Below are 14521 nucleotides of genomic sequence, written 5' to 3'. Positions count from 1 at the left end.
TCAGCGTCGACCTCCCGGTCCCGGCCGACACCACCCCCGGTGACCTCACCGTCGTCGCCACCGACTCCTCCGGCGCCACGGCCGAGGCCCCGCTCGAGGTCACCGAGGCGCCGACCATCGTCGTCGACCCGGGCACGGTCCCGGCGGGCGGCACCACCACCGTCACCGGGGAGGGCTTCACCCCCGGCGAGGACATCACCGTCCAGCTCACCGACGCGGACGGCGACCCGGTCGGCGAGCCCGTCACCACCACCGCCGGGGACGACGGCGCCATCAGCGTCGACCTCCCGGTCCCGGCCGACACCACCCCCGGTGACCTCACCGTCGTCGCCACCGACTCCTCCGGCGCCGCCGCCGAGGCCCCGCTCGAGGTCACCGCGGCCCCGACGATCGCCGCCGACCCCGGCACGATCACGGCGGGCGACGCCACCACCGTGTCCGGCGACGGGTTCACGCACGGAGGCGAGGTGAGCGTCCAGCTCACCGACGCCGACGGCGACCCGGTCGGCAGCCCCGTCACCACCACCGCCGACGACGACGGCGCCATCAGCGTCGACCTCCCGGTCCCGGCCGACACCGCCCCAGGTGACCTCACCGTCGTCGCGACCGACTCCTCCGGGGCGGCGGCGGAGGCCCCGCTCGTCGTGCACGCTCCCGAGCGGCCGACGCTCACCGCCGACCCCGGCAGCGTCCCGGCCGGCGGCACGACGACCGTGTCCGGCGGCGGCTTCGTCCCGGGCGACGCGGTCACGGTGCAGCTCGAGGACGCCGCGGGCGCGCCGGTGGGCGACGCGATCGACGTCGTCGTCGGTCCGGACGGCACCTTCACGGTCGTCCTCCCCGTGCCGGACGACGCCACCCCCGGCAACCACACGGTCGTCGCGACGACCTCCGACGGCGGCACGGTGGAGGCGGACCTGATCGTCACCGTGGGCGCGCCGCAGGAGCCGATCATCGACGTCGACCCGGGCTCCGCCGCCCCCGGCGACACCGTGACGGTCACCTGCGACGGGTTCGGCGGCGGCACCGTGAGCGTCCAGCTCGTGGGGCCGGACGGGGAGCCGGTCGGCGACCCCGTCGAGTGCGTGCCCGGTGACGACGGGAGCGGCACGGTCGAGCTGCCGGTGCCGGACGACGCCGAGCCCGGCGACCACACCGTGGTCGGCACGGGCCCCGACGGCACGACCGCCGAGGCGCCGCTGACCGTCACGGATCCCGGGACCGCACCCGGCGAGCGCGAGCTGCGCGCCTGGTTCTCCGAGGACGTGGTCGGCCGTGGCGACGTCCAGACGTTCCAGGCCTCCGGGTTCGACCCGGGCGAGCAGGTACGGGCCGTCGTCGCGTCCGAGCCGGTGAACCTGCCGGTCACGGTGGCGGACGCCGACGGGGTCGCGACCTGGACGTTCGACGTCCCGGCGGACTTCGAGCTCGGCATCCACACCGGCACCGCCACGAGCGTCGAGGCGGGCGACTCCGCCGCGGCGACGTTCCGCGTGGTCCTCACGGACGCCGGGCTCGACCCCGAGTCCGGCGGCGCCCCCGGCGCGCCGGACGCCGGACCCACCACGCCAGGTGCCGGCACCCTGCCCCGCACGGGCCCAGGGGACCTGCTCGCGCTGAGCCTGCTCGCGCTGCTGCTCCTCACTGCGGGTGCGGCGACCGTGGCGACGACGCGGCGACGGGCGACGCCGAAGGGCTGACCGCCCGCGGGCACGACGACGCCCCGTCACCTCCCAGGAGGTGGCGGGGCGTCGTCGTGCGTGTCGTGGGTCCGCTCAGCCCACGCGGTGCAGCCAGCGCACGGGAGCGCCGGCGCCGGCGTAGCGGAAGGGCTCGAGCTCGTCGTCCCAGGCGGTGCCCAGGGCGAGGTCGAGCGCATCGCGCACGCCGCGGCCGTCGTGCGCGGACTCCATCGCGGCCCGGACACGATCCTCCGGGACGACGACGTTGCCGTGCACGTCGGTCATGGCGTGGAAGATGCCGAGGTCGGGCGTGTGCGACCACCGTGCGCCGTCGGCGCCGTGGCTCGCCTCCTCCGTCACCTCGTAGCGCAGGTGGTCCCAGCCCCGCAGGGCAGAGGCCAGCCGGGCACCCGTTCCCTGGGCGCCCTGCCACGAGTACTCGGCACGGTAAAGTCCGCGCCCCGCCGGCTGGGCAGTCCAGTCCAGCGACACGCGTCCCCCGAGCACGTTGCCCGCCGCCCACTCGAGGTGAGGGCAGAGCGCACGGGGTGCCGAGTGCACGAACAGCACACCGCGAGTGATCGCACCAGCCATGTTGTCCTCCCTGGTTCCGAGGTCCGTCTTCCCCTACGTCCTCGAACCGGTGGGCCTGCTGGTCGGCGAACTCTGACGGTGTGTCGTCTTGACACATCCTGCCCGATGGCGGGCGAGGGTGCGAGAGGAAACGCAGACTTCATGCTTCCTCTTGAGCACCCCTTGAGGAACTCAGAGGCGCTCGCGCAGCTCCCGCATGGCCTTCTTGCGCGCCGTGCGCTCGAGGCGGTCCAGGTAGAGCTTGCCGTCCAGGTGGTCGCACTCGTGCTGGAGGCAGCGCGCCATGAGGCCGGTGCCCTCGACCACGAGCTCGTTGCCGTCGACGTCCATGCCGACGACGCGGGCGTACCACGCACGGGTGGTGGGGTACCAGAGCCCCGGCACCGACAGGCAGCCCTCGTCGCCGTCCTGGGTCTCCTCCGAGAGGTCCACGATGCGCGGGTTGAGCACGTAGCCGATCTCGTCGTCGACGTTCCAGGAGAACGCCCGCAGGCTCACGCCGATCTGGTTGGCCGCGAGGCCCGCCCGGCCGTCGGCGTCGACGGTCTCGACGAGGTCCTCCACGAGGGAGCGGACTCGATCGTCCACGGTGGTGATCTCGTCGCAGGGTGTGCGCAGCACGGGGTCGGGCAGCACCCGGATCTCTCGCATCGCCATGGCCCGCATTCTCCCACGTCGTGAGCCGGTGGAGGCGCCGAATATCACGGTTTGATAACGTGCCGAGCGATGCTACGACCGATGACCGAGTCAACCACGCCCCCCGCCCCCGCACCGGGGCGGGCAGCCGCCCCCGCTGCGGGACGCCCGCGCCTCGCCGCCCTCGACGGGATGCGGTTCGTCGCGGCCATGGCCGTGCTCGCCTACCACTATCTCGCCGTCAACCACTCGGCCTGGGGCCCGCGCACCGACGAGGCGTTCCCGAACCTCCAGCCCGTCGCCGTCTTCGGGTCCTTCGGGGTCCAGCTCTTCTTCGTGGTCAGCGGGTTCGTCATCCTCATGTCCGCCTGGGGCCGCGACGTCCGGTCCTTCACCGCCTCGCGCGTGGGCCGCCTCTTCCCGGCGTACTGGCTGTCCGTGGCCGCCGTCGTGCTGCTGCTCGTGGTCGTCGCACCCGGCCACAAGGAGGTCGGCATCCCCGAGACGGCGGCGAACCTCACGATGGTCCAGCGCGCGTTCGGGGTGCAGGACATCGAGACCGTCTACTGGACCCTGTGGGCCGAGCTGCGCTTCTACGTCCTCGTCGGCGTGCTGCTCGCCTTCGGGATGACCCGCAACCGGCTCGTGGCCTTCGCCGCCGTGTGGCCCGTGCTCGCGGCCGTGGCGGTCCAGTCGGGCAGCACGCTCTGGATCACCGTGCTGGTGGGCACCGACGCCCCGCTGTTCGCCGGGGGCATGATGCTCTACCTGCTGACCAAGGAGCGCCGCTCGCTGGTGCTGTGGCTCGTGCTCGCGCTCAACATCGCCCTGGCCGGCGTGATCTCCGGCCACAGCCAGGCGTTGCGGATCGCCCACAGCACCGACGTCACCATCAGCCCCCAGACCTCCTGGGTCGCCATCCTGGTCTGCTTCGCCCTGGTCGCGCTGGTGTCGCTCACCCGCCTCAACCGGCTGTCGTGGAAGTGGCTCACCCTCGTCGGCGCCCTGACGTACCCGCTGTACCTGCTGCACTCCTCGTGGGGCCAGTGGCTCATCGGCAAGGCGAGCCCGCACGCGCCGGCGGCCGTGACGTTCGCCGTCGTCACCGTCGTCATGCTCGCCGCCGCCTACCTCGTGCACCGGTTCGTGGAGCGGCCGTTCGGCCCGCGCCTGAAGCGTGCCGTCGCGCGCGACCTCGAGCGCGCCGGACGCGCCCTCGGCCACGCGCCGGCCAGGACGACCCGCGCTCAGGCCCCCGAGGCGGAACCGGTCTCGTCCAGGTAGGCCTCCAGCACGTCGCGCAGCACCAGCGCCTGGTTGTGCTCCCTGTCGCGCGCCGAGAACACCAGCGTCAGGCGCCGGTCCCCCGCGCCCAGCCCCGCCAGCTCCGGAACCTCCGGGTTGTCCACGAGCTCGGCGCGGTAGCGGCGTTCGAACTCCTCGAACCGGTCCGGGTCGTGGTGGAACCAGGTGCGCAGGTCCGTCGACGGCGCGACCTCCTTGCACCAGCGGTCGAGGTGGGCGTGCTCCTGGGAGATCCCGCGCGGCCAGAGCCGGTCCACGAGGACCCGCGCGCCGTCGTCCGGGGCCGGCTCCTCGTACACGCGCTTGACGGTGATGGTCACTCACCCATGACACCGCGGCACGGGGGCCACCGCACGCCCCGGCCACCGCGCCGGTATGCTCGCCGCGCGCCCCGTTAGCTCAGCTGGTCAGAGCAGTCGACTCATAATCGATCGGTCGCCGGTTCAAGCCCGGCACGGGGCACTCCGAGACGGCGACGCCGGCAACAGAGCGACGAAGGTGGATGTGTGAGTATCAGCTCGGGTGGGGCCACCCTCGAGGACGGTGGCAGCACGTGGATCGTCTGGGGTGAGGTCGACGTCGCCGTCGCCCAGGACGTCGGCGACACGCTCAAGGCGTCCCTGGACGGACGACCCAAGACGATCGACCTCCGCCGGGTCACCTTCCTCGACTCGTCCGGCCTGCGGCTCCTCCTGCTCGGAGGGACCGCCGAGGAGGGGCCGCTGCTCGTCGGCGCCCCGGCCGCCGTCCGCGACGTCATCACCCTCACCGGTCTCGAGCACACGGTCCGGTTCGCCGAGCCCGACAGCACGCCGACCTCCGGCGACGACGACTCCTGACCCATCCCGCCGCCCTCACCCCGGCGGCCGCCTGACCTCGCGCTGACCTCTGGAGGAGAACCCTTGGACGACACCGTCATCCCGTCCGTCGTGTCCGGCGTGCCGATGGCACCGCCGCCACCGGGGTACGCCCCGGTCGCGGAATGGGTCCTCGCCGACTCCGAGGAGCTCAGCCGGCTGCGGTCCGCCCTCGCCCGCATCGTCGGCCCCTCGGGCGACGGTGCCACCGCGATGCACGACACCGCGGAGAAGATCGTCCTGATCGCCTCCGAGCTGGCGACGAACGCCCTTCTGCACGGTCTTCCGCCGACCGTCGTCCGCCTGCTGCGTGACGAGCGCACCTGGCTCCTCGACGTCGTCGACCACGACGTCGCCGGGGTGCCGGCCGTCGACGGCGACCGCCCCCCGGGCCACGGCGGGCTCGGCCTCCTCATCGCCGAGCGCCTGTCGGCGCGCGTGGGGTGGTACACCTCCGGCCCGGCAAAGCACGTGTGGGCGTCCTTCCCGTTGAACCACCCCGGCTGACCTGCGAAGAGGCGGTGACGAGGCGCACTCGAGCCGCTATCCTCCAGGGCCATGCTCCGCGTGCTGCCGATGCTGGCCTACCTCGCGCTCGTCGTCTACGCCCTCGTCGACGTCGTCCAGTCCGACGAGGAGGACGGCGGCGGCATCCAGAAGGGCTTCTGGATCCTCATCGTCCTGCTGCTCCCGTTCGCCGGGTCGATCGCGTGGCTCGTCGTGAGCCGCAGGGTCCGCGCGAACCGCGGGCCCGCGCCGCGGACCGGGTACCCCGCCGGGCCCGTGCCGCCGGCGCAGTACCCGGGGCGTCGGCGCACGTGGGAGACGGACGAGACCGCCGCCGCCGAGCCCGACGACGACCCGGAGATGCGCTGGCTGCTGGAGCAGGCGCGGCTCAAGCACGAGCGCGAGCAGGCCGCGCGGGACGCACCCCGTCCGGTCGACGACGAAGGACGCACCGCAGCGGGCTGATCACACCGGGAGCGGGACGACCGCCCTCGCTCAGCCCGCCCAGCGCTGGAAGGCGTCGTCGAGCATCGGCACGGCCGTCGCCGCCAGGGCCGCCACGTCCGCCTCGGGCGCCGGCCGCGACTCGACGACCACCAGCCACCCCTCGGGGACACCAGGGACCGCGCACCGCACATCCACACCGGGCACCTCCGGCGCGGTCGAGTGGACGTCGCACGGCGACACCTCCGGAGGCAGCGCGATCGACCCGGGCGGGTAGGTGAGCACGGTGACGGAGATCCCGGGCGCCGAGTAGGTCGCCGACGAGTTCTCCTCCCCGACGACGACGTCGTACGGCTCGAGGTCCGGGACGTCGAGCACGTACGGACGGGTCAGCGCAGCCTGCGCCTCCTGCCACGACGCCTGCTCGGCCGCGCGGTGCGAGAGCCACCCGGCGACACCGAGCACGACGAGGACGAGCACGCCCGCGAGCCTCCAGGCCCGTGGCAGCGCCAGTGCGGCCACCGCGCCGGCGAGCAGGGCGGCCACCGCGCCCACGAGGACGGGCGGCGCCGGAGCGAACAGCGACGGAGCGAGCGAGTGCACGGCCCACGCCACGGTCGCGACGACCGGCGCGAGTCCGCCCACTCCCCCGGCGCTCGGGCTCGCCGACCGCATCACGGCCCGGCAGACCCAGGAGGCCAGGCCGACCGGCACCGCCAGCAGCAGGAGGCCCGCTCCCCCGACGCCGGTGCTCAGCGCCGCCACCACGAAGACGTAGTACACGAACGGGAGCGACAGGGCGGTCGTCGCCACGACGACCAGCAGGCGTGTCGCCGGTGCCGGGGGCGACGGGGTCGCCACCGTGCTCCCTGTCCCCGTCTGCGGCCGCGTCGGCGTCATGCGCACATCCTGCCGGGCTGCCGCCACCGCGACCAACGGTTCGGCCGTCGTGGTTCGCCGACGACCCGCGGACGGCGGCCGGATCGATACGGTGGCGCCATGTGGTTCCGCCGCTCCCCTCTGCCCGACGACGTCCGTCGCACGCTCCCCCTGGCCCGGGGGGAGCGCGTCCTCGCGTCCGCGCAGCTCCCCGACGACCGGTGGGCCGTGGCGACGACGGCGGACCTCGTCGTCGTCGGACTGGGCGTCGGCGAGGTCGTGACGCGGCGCCCGTGGTGCGACGTCGACCGCGGCGTGTTCGACCCCGAGCGGTCCGAGCTGGCGATCGAGTGGGTGGACGCCGCCCCGGACACCGTGCTGCGGCTCGTGGACGCGGAGCGCACGTCGTTCCCCCAGGCCCTGCGGGAACGCGTCCAGTGGTCGGTCGTGCTGGCCGAGACGGTGGCGGTGCCCGGCGGCGACGTGAAGGTCGCCGTCCGGCGGACGGCGGACGGCGAGCTCTTCTCGCAGGCGATCGCCGGGCAAGGCGTCGATCTCGACGACCCGCGGGTCGCCCGAGTGGTGGACGCCACGGAGTCCAGGGTCCGGGGAGCGTCCGGACTACCCGTGTGAGCCTGGTAGTGTTCTTCCCGGTTCGAAGGCCACCGGCCGGACGACCACGCGATCCCGCGTAGCTCAGCTGGCAGAGCATCCGACTGTTAATCGGACGGTCGTTGGTTCAAGTCCAACCGCGGGAGCATCGAGAAAGGCCCCTGACCTGCAGTGCAGGACAGGGGCCTTCGTCGTGCCCGGTCAGAGGGTCAGCAGGCGCTCCATCAGGTGCGGGGTGAGCGGCGCGTCGGTGGCGAGGACCACGCGGGTGCGCGCTCCGGGCACGTCGGGGTATCCGGCGTACCGGCCGCGCAGGTCGCACACCGTCTGGCCGCGGCCGGGGCCGGCGGTGGCGTCGACGACGACCGGGACGCGCGGCGCGAGCGTCGGCGTCACGCCGCCGGTCGCGATCGCGGCGGCCAGCGGGTCGTGCAGGGCCGAGCAGCGGCGGCCGAGCGTGTCCACGTGGAACCCGAAGTACAGGTCGAGCACCTCCCCCAGCCACGGGGCCAGCGCCGTGCCCGCCTCGAGCAGCGCCTTGCGGTCGGACTCCTCGAGCACGTCGGCCATCGTGACGTCGAGCGGCACGAGGGTGACGTCCCAGTCGGCCGCGAGCACCTCGGCGGCCGCCTCCGGGTCCTTCGCGATGTTCGCCTCGGCGACCGGCGTCACGTTCCCCGGGTGCAGGGCCGCCCCGCCCATGATCGTCAGGTCCCGGACACGCGCCGGGAGCGTCGGGTCGGCGCGGAGCGCGAGGGCGAGGTTGGTGAGCGGACCGACGGCGACGACGCGCAGGGCGCCGGAGTGCTCGTGCGACAGGCGGAGCAGCAGCTCGACCGCCGACTCCCCCGCGACCTCCCGCCCGGACGGCGGCAGCGCGACGTCACCCACGCCGTTGCGGCCGTGCACCGACGGCGCGCCGCCGTCGTAGCTGCCCGCCAGCGGGTCATGGGCCCCCACGGCGACAGGGACGTCGGGCCGGCCCGCGAGCGCCAGCAGGTCGAGCGTGTTGACGGCGCCCTGCCGGGCGTCGATGTTGCCGCTGACGCTCCCGACACCGACCAGGTCGGCCTCGGGCGAGGCGAGCAGGTAGGCGAGCGCGAGCGAGTCGTCGACACCGGTGTCGCAGTCGAGGTACAGCGGGGTGGCGGAGAGGCCGGGCAGGGTCACGGGGCGTCCTTCGAGATCGTGGGGATACGCCCCCAGTCTCTCGCAGTCGACCGGCGGGTACCGGGAATACCCGCCACGGCCTGCGGGCTTGTGCCTCACGTGCCCACGACCGGTCATGTCTCTGTCGGCCTGCGCTCCGAGCGCGGCCCCATTCTGCTGTCGCTGATGCTCTCGACGGCGCTCGTCGCGCTCGACGCCACGATCATCGCCACGGCGTCGGCGACCATCGCGCGAGAGCTGGGCGGGTTCGACCAGCTGCCCTGGCTGTTCTCCACGTACCTGCTCGCCCAGGCCGTGAGCACCCCGGTGTTCGGGCGGCTGGCCGACGTGCTCGGCCGCAAGCGGCTGATGCTCGTCGGTGTCGCGCTGTTCTTCGCGGGGTCGGTGCTCGCCGGCGCGGCCCCGACGATGGGCGTGCTGATCGCCGGGCGTGTGGTGCAGGGGCTCGGCGCGGGGGCCGTCATGCCGGTGTCGATGACGATCGCCGCGGACATCTACACGCTGGAGGAGCGGGCGAAGACCCAGGGCTACCTCGCGTCCGTGTGGGCGATCTCCGCCGTCGTCGGGCCGACGCTCGGCGGCGTGTTCTCCCAGTTCACGAGCTGGCGCTGGATCTTCTGGGTGAACATCCCGCTGTGCGCGCTCGCCGCCTGGATGCTGGCCCGCCGGTACCACGAGGCCCCGCGCACCGGCGAGCGCGAGCCGATCGACTACCTCGGCGCCGCGCTCCTCGCGGGCGGCAGCACGATGCTGCTGCTCGGCCTCCTCGAGGGCGGCACGCGGTGGGGCTGGGGCTCGCTGCCGTCGGTCGTGGTCTTCTCCGTCGCGGTGCTGCTGCTCGCCGCGTTCGGCGTGCAGGCGCGCCGCACGAGGCACCCGATCGTGGACCTCGCCATCCTGCGCCGCCGGGTGGTGGGCGTGTCGACCGCGGTCTCGCTGCTCGTGGGCGTCGTCGTGCTCGGCCTGTCGACGTACGTGCCGATCTACGCCCAGGGCGTGCTGGGCACCGGACCGCTCGTCGCGGGCTTCGCGCTCGCCGCGATGACCGTGGGCTGGCCGCTCTCCGCGTCCAACGCGGGCCGCCTCTACCTGCGCATCGGCTTCCGGTACACGGCGATGATCGGTACGTCGCTCGTCGTGGTGGGCACGGCGCTCACGCTGCTGCTCGCGTCCGGCTCGTCGGTGGTCGCCGTCGCGGGCGCGTGCTTCGTCATCGGCGCGGGCATGGGCCTGACCGCCGTACCCACGCTCATCGCCGCGCAGTCGCAGGCGTCGTTCACCGAGCGCGGCGCGGTGACGGGCACCAACATGTTCGCGCGCTCTCTCGGCTCCGCCGTGGGCGTCGCCGTCTGCGGCGCGATCGTCAACGCGCGCACGACCCTCGGCCCGGACGGCACGCCGGTGGGCCCGGGCCTGATGTCCGCGATCCACCTCGTCTTCGTGCTCCTGGTGGCCGTGGCCGTGGTGCTGGTGGTGCTCGCCGCGCTCATGCCCGCCGACCTGCAGTCGGCCCGCGAGCGCCGCGCCCGCGCCGAGGCCGCCGCCTGACCCCTCGCGGCAGGGCGGGAGGAGTCCACCCCCGTGCCGCGGACGCCGCGGCCGGAACGGCACCGAAAACGCCTGGAGGGGACGCGGCGGCCGCTGCTAGCCTGCCGGAGGCCGTGCGAGTCGGAGCAAGGAGGTGGTACCGGTGAACGTATCGACACAGGTGCTCCTCCGCGGAGTCATGGTCGGGCGATAGGTCGTCCGGGAGCGCCGTTCGCTCAGCACTCCCGAGAGGCACGACCATGAACGTCACACCCAGCTCGACACCGGGCTCGACACCGGGCGCCGCGCTGGCCTTCACCGCCGAGCAGCAGCTCGACGACGGCGTCCTCGAGCGCCGCTTCACCCTCGACGGCATCCCCGGCATCCTCTGGACGCCGCCGTCCGCCACGTCGTCGGACCCCGCTCCCCTGATCCTGCTCGGCCAGCCCGGCGGACTCGGCACGGACCGGATGTACCCCCGGCTGGTGGGTCGCGCCCGGCACGCCGCGTCCGACGGCATCGCGACGGTCGCCCTGGAGGGACCCGGCAGCGGCGGCCGGCCGCCGCTCCCCGGCGCCGACCAGGCGCGAGCGGACCTGCGGACGGCCCTCACGGCCGGCGAGCCGGTCTCCGACGACGTCGTCGACCGGCTCGTCCTCCCGCTGGTCGACCAGGCTGTCCCGGAATGGCGGCGCGCTCTCGACGCGCTCCTCGCCCTGCCCGAGCTCGGCGGGCCCGTCGGGTACTCGGGCGGCGTGATCGCCGTCGGCGTCCGGCTGGCGGTGGTCGAGCCCCGCGTCGTCGCGGCCGGGCTCTTCGCCGGGAGCTACGTGCCCCGGGCCACGTTCGAGGAGGCGCGACGCGTCACGATCCCCGTGCACGTGCTGCTGCAGTGGGACGACGAGGGCAACGACCGCCAGGCGGCCCTGGACCTGTTCGACGCCTTCGGCTCGACGGAGAAGACGCTGCAGGCCAACCTGGGCGGCCACACCGGCGTCCCGGCGTACGCCGGCGAGGACGCGGGGCGGTTCTTCGCGCGGCACCTGAGGTGATGTCCGGGCTCCCGTCCGCCGGCCGCTACGGTCGGCGGACGGGAGTCCTGTCGGCGCGGAGGCCGCAGACCGTGCTCGAGACCGACCGGCTGCTCCTTCGCCCGTGGCGCGTCGCGGAGGCGATCGTCCAGCGCCAGCTGTGGGAAGAGCGCGTCCCGCCGCACCGACGCCTCGACGAGGCGGGCCGGCCCACGCTCGACCAGATGACGGCGTCGCGACGGAGGCCGCGGGTGCTGGCCGAGGTGGGCTTCGTGGCGTCCGGCCGCGCGGAGCCGGACGCCGTCCACGGCGACTCGCTGTTCCTGACGAGGAGCCTGTGACCGTCCAGGGAGGACGTCAGGACTCGCTGCGCTCCCGCAGCGTGCGTCGCTGCTGCTCGATGGCGAGCAGGTCGGTGAACGCCTGCTGGTAGGCCGCCGGGTCCTTCTCCTGGTCGAGCCGCTGCAGGCGGCTCTTCGCGTCCGCGATCCGGCGCGTGAGGCCGAGGTCCACGAGGGCGCGCACGACGTCGGCCACGTACGCCCCGATGACCGCCTCGCGGTCCTCGGGCACGGGCGCGACCGCGAGCTCCGTGACCAGCGGCACGACCGTCTCGGGCGCCTGCTCGGTCACGGTCTCCACCCACCGGCCACCGCCCACCTCACGGCCGGCCGCGACTCCGCCCGCGGCGCGCACGGCGTCGTGCACCGCGCGCCAGGCGGGGACGCCGAACGCGTCCTCCCCGAGCTCGTCGAACGACGCCGGCACGTGCTGCGGGTACTGCAGGACGACGATCAGCGCCTGTCGCTCCAGCCGGGCCACCGGGTCGCGCGGGTCGGGCGCGGCGAGGACGGGCGTCGCTGGGACCGCCTCGGGCTCGGGGCGCGCGTCCCGGCGCTGGTCCTGGCGCTGGTCCTGGCGCGAGCCGCGCGACGGCGCGGTGGCGGCCCGGGCGACCTCCCGGCGGACGTCCTCCGTGTCGATGCCGATCCAGCGCGCGAGGGAGCGTGAGTACCCGAGCTGCATCGACCGGTCGCGGATCCCGGCGACCAGCGGCGCGGCCGCGCGCAGCGCCCCCACGCGCCCCTCGACCGTGTCGAGGTCGAACGTGTCGAGCGTGGTGCGGATGACGAACTCGAAGAGCGGCTGGCGCCCGTCGACCAGCGCCCGCACGGCCTCGGGGCCGCGGGCCATGCGCAGCTCGCACGGGTCCATGCCGCCGGGCTCGACGGCGACGAAGGTCTGGGCGTGGAACCGCTGGTCCTCGCCGAACGCGCGCACGGCGGCCTTCTGCCCGGCGGCGTCGCCGTCGAACGTGAAGATCACCTCGCCGCCCAGCGAGGCCCCCGACGCGAGCTGCAGGCCGCCGCCGGCCGTGGTGTCACCGAGCAGCCGGCGCACCACCTTGGCGTGGTCGCCGCCGAACGCGGTGCCGCAGGTCGCCACCGCCGAGTCCACCCCGGACAGGTGGGCGGCCATGACGTCCGTGTAGCCCTCGACGATCACGACGCGCTTGCCCTGCGCGATCGACTTCTTGGCCAGGTCGATCCCGTACAGGACCTGGGACTTCTTGTAGAGCGACGTCTCGGGGGTGTTGAGGTACTTCGGCCCCTGGTCGTCGTCGTACAGGCGGCGCGCGCCGAAGCCGATCACCGCTCCCGTGACGTCGCGGATGGGCCACACGAGGCGGCCGCGGAACCGGTCGTAGATGCCGCGCTGGCCCTGGCTGACCAGCCCGGACGCGACGAGCTCCGGCTGCGTGAAGCCCCGTCCCTGCAGGTGGCGCAGCAGCGCGTCCCAGCCGGTCGGGGCGTAGCCCACGCCGAAGTGCTCGGCGTCGGCGCGGTCGAAGCTGCGCTCGGCGAGGAACGCCCGCCCGGCCTGCGCCCCCGGGCCGAAGAGCTGCTCGGAGTAGAACTCTGCGGCCACCTTGTGCGCCTCGATCAGGCGCTGCCGCCTGCCCGGCTCCTCGCGCGGGCCGCGGTCGGCGGCGGCGCCGGTGCGGGAGTCCTCGTAGCGCAGCTGCACGCCCGCGCGGTCGGCGAGGAACTCGACGGCGTCGGTGAACCCCATCCCGTCGATCTTCTGGACGAACGAGATGACGTCGCCGCCCTCGCCGCAGCCGAAGCAGTGCCAGCGCCCGACGCCCGGCCGGACGTGGAACGACGGCGTGCGCTCGTCGTGGAAGGGGCACAGACCCTTGAGGGAGCCGACGCCGGCGGGCTTGAGGGTGACGTGGGCGGAGACGATCTCCTCGATCCGTGCGCGTTCGCGTACAGCCTCCACGTCCTCGCGCTTGATCAGTCCCGCCACGGCCCTGAGTCTATGCGCGCCCGGCGGCGACCAGGTCGGAGATCCCCGGGGCCGGGCGGGCGGCGGGACCGAGGGCCGCCGCGAGCGCTGCGCGGGAGGCGGCGCACCGGCGGGCGTAGGCGGCCGGCGGCGTCCCGAGGGCGCGCGCGAAGTCGGCGCTCAGGTGCGCCTGGTCGTAGTAGCCGACGGCGGCGGCGACCTCGGCGAGAGGGCGGCCGGGGTCGGCGGCGACCAGGTCCGCGGCGAGGTGGACCCGGTGGCGCTGCAGCACCCACTTGGGGCTGACGCCGACCCAGTCGGCGAAGAGCCGCTGCAGCGAGCGGGGCGTGGTGCCCACCAGGTCCGCGAGGTCCGCGACCCCGGCGTCCGGACCCAGCTCCCCCGCGACCACCGCGCCGAGCACGCGGGCGACGCGGTCGAGGGCGAGCGCCGACCGCGGCGTCCGGCACCCGGCGGCCGCGGCCCGCAGCACCGGGGTGACGGCCGCGACCGCCGCGGCGTCGTCGCCCGCCCGCGCGGCGTCCACCGCCCGGCGGCCGGCGGCCTCGACGTCGTGCGCGGTCGGTCCGCGCGTGCCCGACAGCGCGGCGGCGGCCGGCGCGACGAGGCCCGCGCGCAGGACGTCCGGACCTCCGAGCAGCACCCGCAGCGCGCCCGGGCGCAGCTTGGTGCCCAGCACCGCGCCCGATCCCCGCAGCGTCCGCGAGAACAGTCCGCCGGGGATCCCGTGCACGGCGAACCCGTCGACCTCGGCCACCACGTTGGCGTTGGGGTGCGGGATCACGACCTGCGTGAACTCGGCCCCGGGCGGCAGGTCCCAGCGGACCACCCAGTGCCGCTCCACCAGGTCCGCCAGGTCGGGCGCCGGGTCGAGGCGCACGAGCGTGAACCCGCCGCGGGCCGCGGCCGGGTCGACCAGCCCGCGGGTGGTCGCCGTCGGGCGCTGTTCGAACACCTGTCGCAT

The 14521-nt window shown here is 74.6% G+C and carries 16 protein-coding genes and 2 tRNA genes; 11 read left to right on the top strand and 7 right to left on the bottom strand.

Annotated elements, in window-relative coordinates; all coding sequences use genetic code 11:
• Positions 1-1700: hypothetical protein (locus ACQP6G_RS10220; protein WP_429764194.1), on the top strand; the 1700-nt coding region annotated here is incomplete at its 5' end.
• Positions 1701-1775: 75 nt separating this feature from the next.
• Here the strand turns inward: ACQP6G_RS10220 and ACQP6G_RS10215 are convergent.
• On the bottom strand, positions 1776-2276 hold the full coding sequence (locus ACQP6G_RS10215) for a DUF3145 domain-containing protein (RefSeq protein ID WP_429764193.1): 501 nt from the start codon (positions 2274-2276) through the stop codon (positions 1776-1778).
• 171 nt (positions 2277-2447) lie between these two features.
• Positions 2448-2933 (bottom strand): peptide deformylase, encoded by a 486-nt coding sequence (gene def, locus ACQP6G_RS10210; RefSeq protein WP_429764192.1) that lies wholly within the window; start codon positions 2931-2933, stop codon positions 2448-2450.
• A gap of 81 nt (positions 2934-3014) precedes the next feature.
• Here def and ACQP6G_RS10205 point away from each other — a divergent pair, with 81 nt between their 5' ends.
• Positions 3015-4196, top strand: coding sequence for an acyltransferase family protein (locus ACQP6G_RS10205; protein WP_429764191.1), 1182 nt, complete (start codon positions 3015-3017; stop codon positions 4194-4196).
• Here the strand turns inward: ACQP6G_RS10205 and ACQP6G_RS10200 are convergent.
• Positions 4160-4537 carry a DUF488 domain-containing protein gene (locus tag ACQP6G_RS10200; RefSeq protein ID WP_429764190.1) on the bottom strand — a complete coding sequence of 126 codons (378 nt, stop codon included), beginning with the start codon at positions 4535-4537 and terminating at the stop codon, positions 4160-4162. The two genes, ACQP6G_RS10205 and ACQP6G_RS10200, sit on opposite strands and share 37 nt — an antisense overlap.
• 68 nt (positions 4538-4605) lie before the next feature.
• On the opposite strand from ACQP6G_RS10200, the gene ACQP6G_RS10195 reads away from it, so the two are divergent.
• The 4 genes from ACQP6G_RS10195 to ACQP6G_RS10180 all read left to right on the top strand — a co-directional run bounded on the left by ACQP6G_RS10195 (position 4606) and on the right by ACQP6G_RS10180 (position 6046).
• A tRNA-Ile gene (locus ACQP6G_RS10195) sits at positions 4606-4679 on the top strand.
• A 44-nt stretch (positions 4680-4723) separates the two neighbouring features.
• The gene (locus tag ACQP6G_RS10190; RefSeq protein WP_429764189.1) at positions 4724-5056 is read left to right on the top strand and encodes an STAS domain-containing protein; all 333 of its coding nucleotides are present in this window, start codon (positions 4724-4726) and stop codon (positions 5054-5056) included.
• Positions 5057-5119: 63 nt separating this feature from the next.
• Positions 5120-5581 carry an ATP-binding protein gene (locus tag ACQP6G_RS10185; RefSeq protein WP_429764188.1) on the top strand — a complete coding sequence of 154 codons (462 nt, stop codon included), beginning with the start codon at positions 5120-5122 and terminating at the stop codon, positions 5579-5581.
• Between the two features lie 51 nt (positions 5582-5632).
• The gene (locus ACQP6G_RS10180) at positions 5633-6046 is read left to right on the top strand and encodes a PLD nuclease N-terminal domain-containing protein (RefSeq protein WP_429764187.1); all 414 of its coding nucleotides are present in this window, start codon (positions 5633-5635) and stop codon (positions 6044-6046) included.
• Positions 6047-6076: 30 nt separating this feature from the next.
• Here the strand turns inward: ACQP6G_RS10180 and ACQP6G_RS10175 are convergent, their stop codons facing one another.
• Positions 6077-6925 carry a hypothetical protein gene (locus tag ACQP6G_RS10175; protein WP_429764186.1) on the bottom strand — a complete coding sequence of 283 codons (849 nt, stop codon included), beginning with the start codon at positions 6923-6925 and terminating at the stop codon, positions 6077-6079.
• Positions 6926-7024: 99 nt separating this feature from the next.
• On the opposite strand from ACQP6G_RS10175, the gene ACQP6G_RS10170 reads away from it, so the two are divergent.
• Both ACQP6G_RS10170 and ACQP6G_RS10165 read left to right on the top strand, forming a co-directional pair.
• On the top strand, positions 7025-7537 hold the full coding sequence (locus ACQP6G_RS10170; RefSeq protein ID WP_429764185.1) for a hypothetical protein: 513 nt from the start codon (positions 7025-7027) through the stop codon (positions 7535-7537).
• 52 nt (positions 7538-7589) lie between these two features.
• Positions 7590-7662: transfer RNA gene (locus ACQP6G_RS10165), tRNA-Asn, on the top strand.
• Positions 7663-7717: 55 nt separating this feature from the next.
• Here ACQP6G_RS10165 and ACQP6G_RS10160 read toward each other — a convergent pair.
• Complete coding sequence (locus tag ACQP6G_RS10160) at positions 7718-8686, bottom strand: nucleoside hydrolase (RefSeq protein ID WP_429764184.1); 969 nt, start codon at positions 8684-8686, stop codon at positions 7718-7720.
• A gap of 165 nt (positions 8687-8851) precedes the next feature.
• Here ACQP6G_RS10160 and ACQP6G_RS10155 point away from each other — a divergent pair, with 165 nt between their 5' ends.
• From ACQP6G_RS10155 to ACQP6G_RS10145, 3 genes are all read left to right on the top strand, one after another.
• Positions 8852-10234: an MDR family MFS transporter gene (locus ACQP6G_RS10155; protein WP_429764183.1), complete on the top strand. Its 1383-nt coding sequence runs from the start codon at positions 8852-8854 to the stop codon at positions 10232-10234.
• Positions 10235-10473: 239 nt separating this feature from the next.
• Positions 10474-11265: an alpha/beta hydrolase gene (locus tag ACQP6G_RS10150; protein WP_429764182.1), complete on the top strand. Its 792-nt coding sequence runs from the start codon at positions 10474-10476 to the stop codon at positions 11263-11265.
• Positions 11266-11336: 71 nt separating this feature from the next.
• Complete coding sequence (locus tag ACQP6G_RS10145; protein ID WP_429764181.1) at positions 11337-11585, top strand: hypothetical protein; 249 nt, start codon at positions 11337-11339, stop codon at positions 11583-11585.
• Positions 11586-11601: 16 nt separating this feature from the next.
• Here ACQP6G_RS10145 and dnaG read toward each other — a convergent pair whose 3' ends face one another.
• Complete coding sequence (gene dnaG, locus ACQP6G_RS10140; RefSeq protein ID WP_429764180.1) at positions 11602-13557, bottom strand: DNA primase; 1956 nt, start codon at positions 13555-13557, stop codon at positions 11602-11604.
• A 10-nt stretch (positions 13558-13567) separates the two neighbouring features.
• On the bottom strand, positions 13568-14512 hold the full coding sequence (locus tag ACQP6G_RS10135) for a helix-turn-helix domain-containing protein (RefSeq protein WP_429764179.1): 945 nt from the start codon (positions 14510-14512) through the stop codon (positions 13568-13570).
• Between the last annotated feature and the right edge of the window lie 9 nt (positions 14513-14521).

The sequence above is a fragment of the Isoptericola nanjingensis genome (assembly GCF_050311635.1).
Lineage (GTDB): Bacteria > Actinomycetota > Actinomycetes > Actinomycetales > Cellulomonadaceae > Isoptericola > Isoptericola nanjingensis.
Note: the sequence above shows the minus strand (reverse complement) of the source record. Positions and strands in the feature narration are given on the sequence as shown.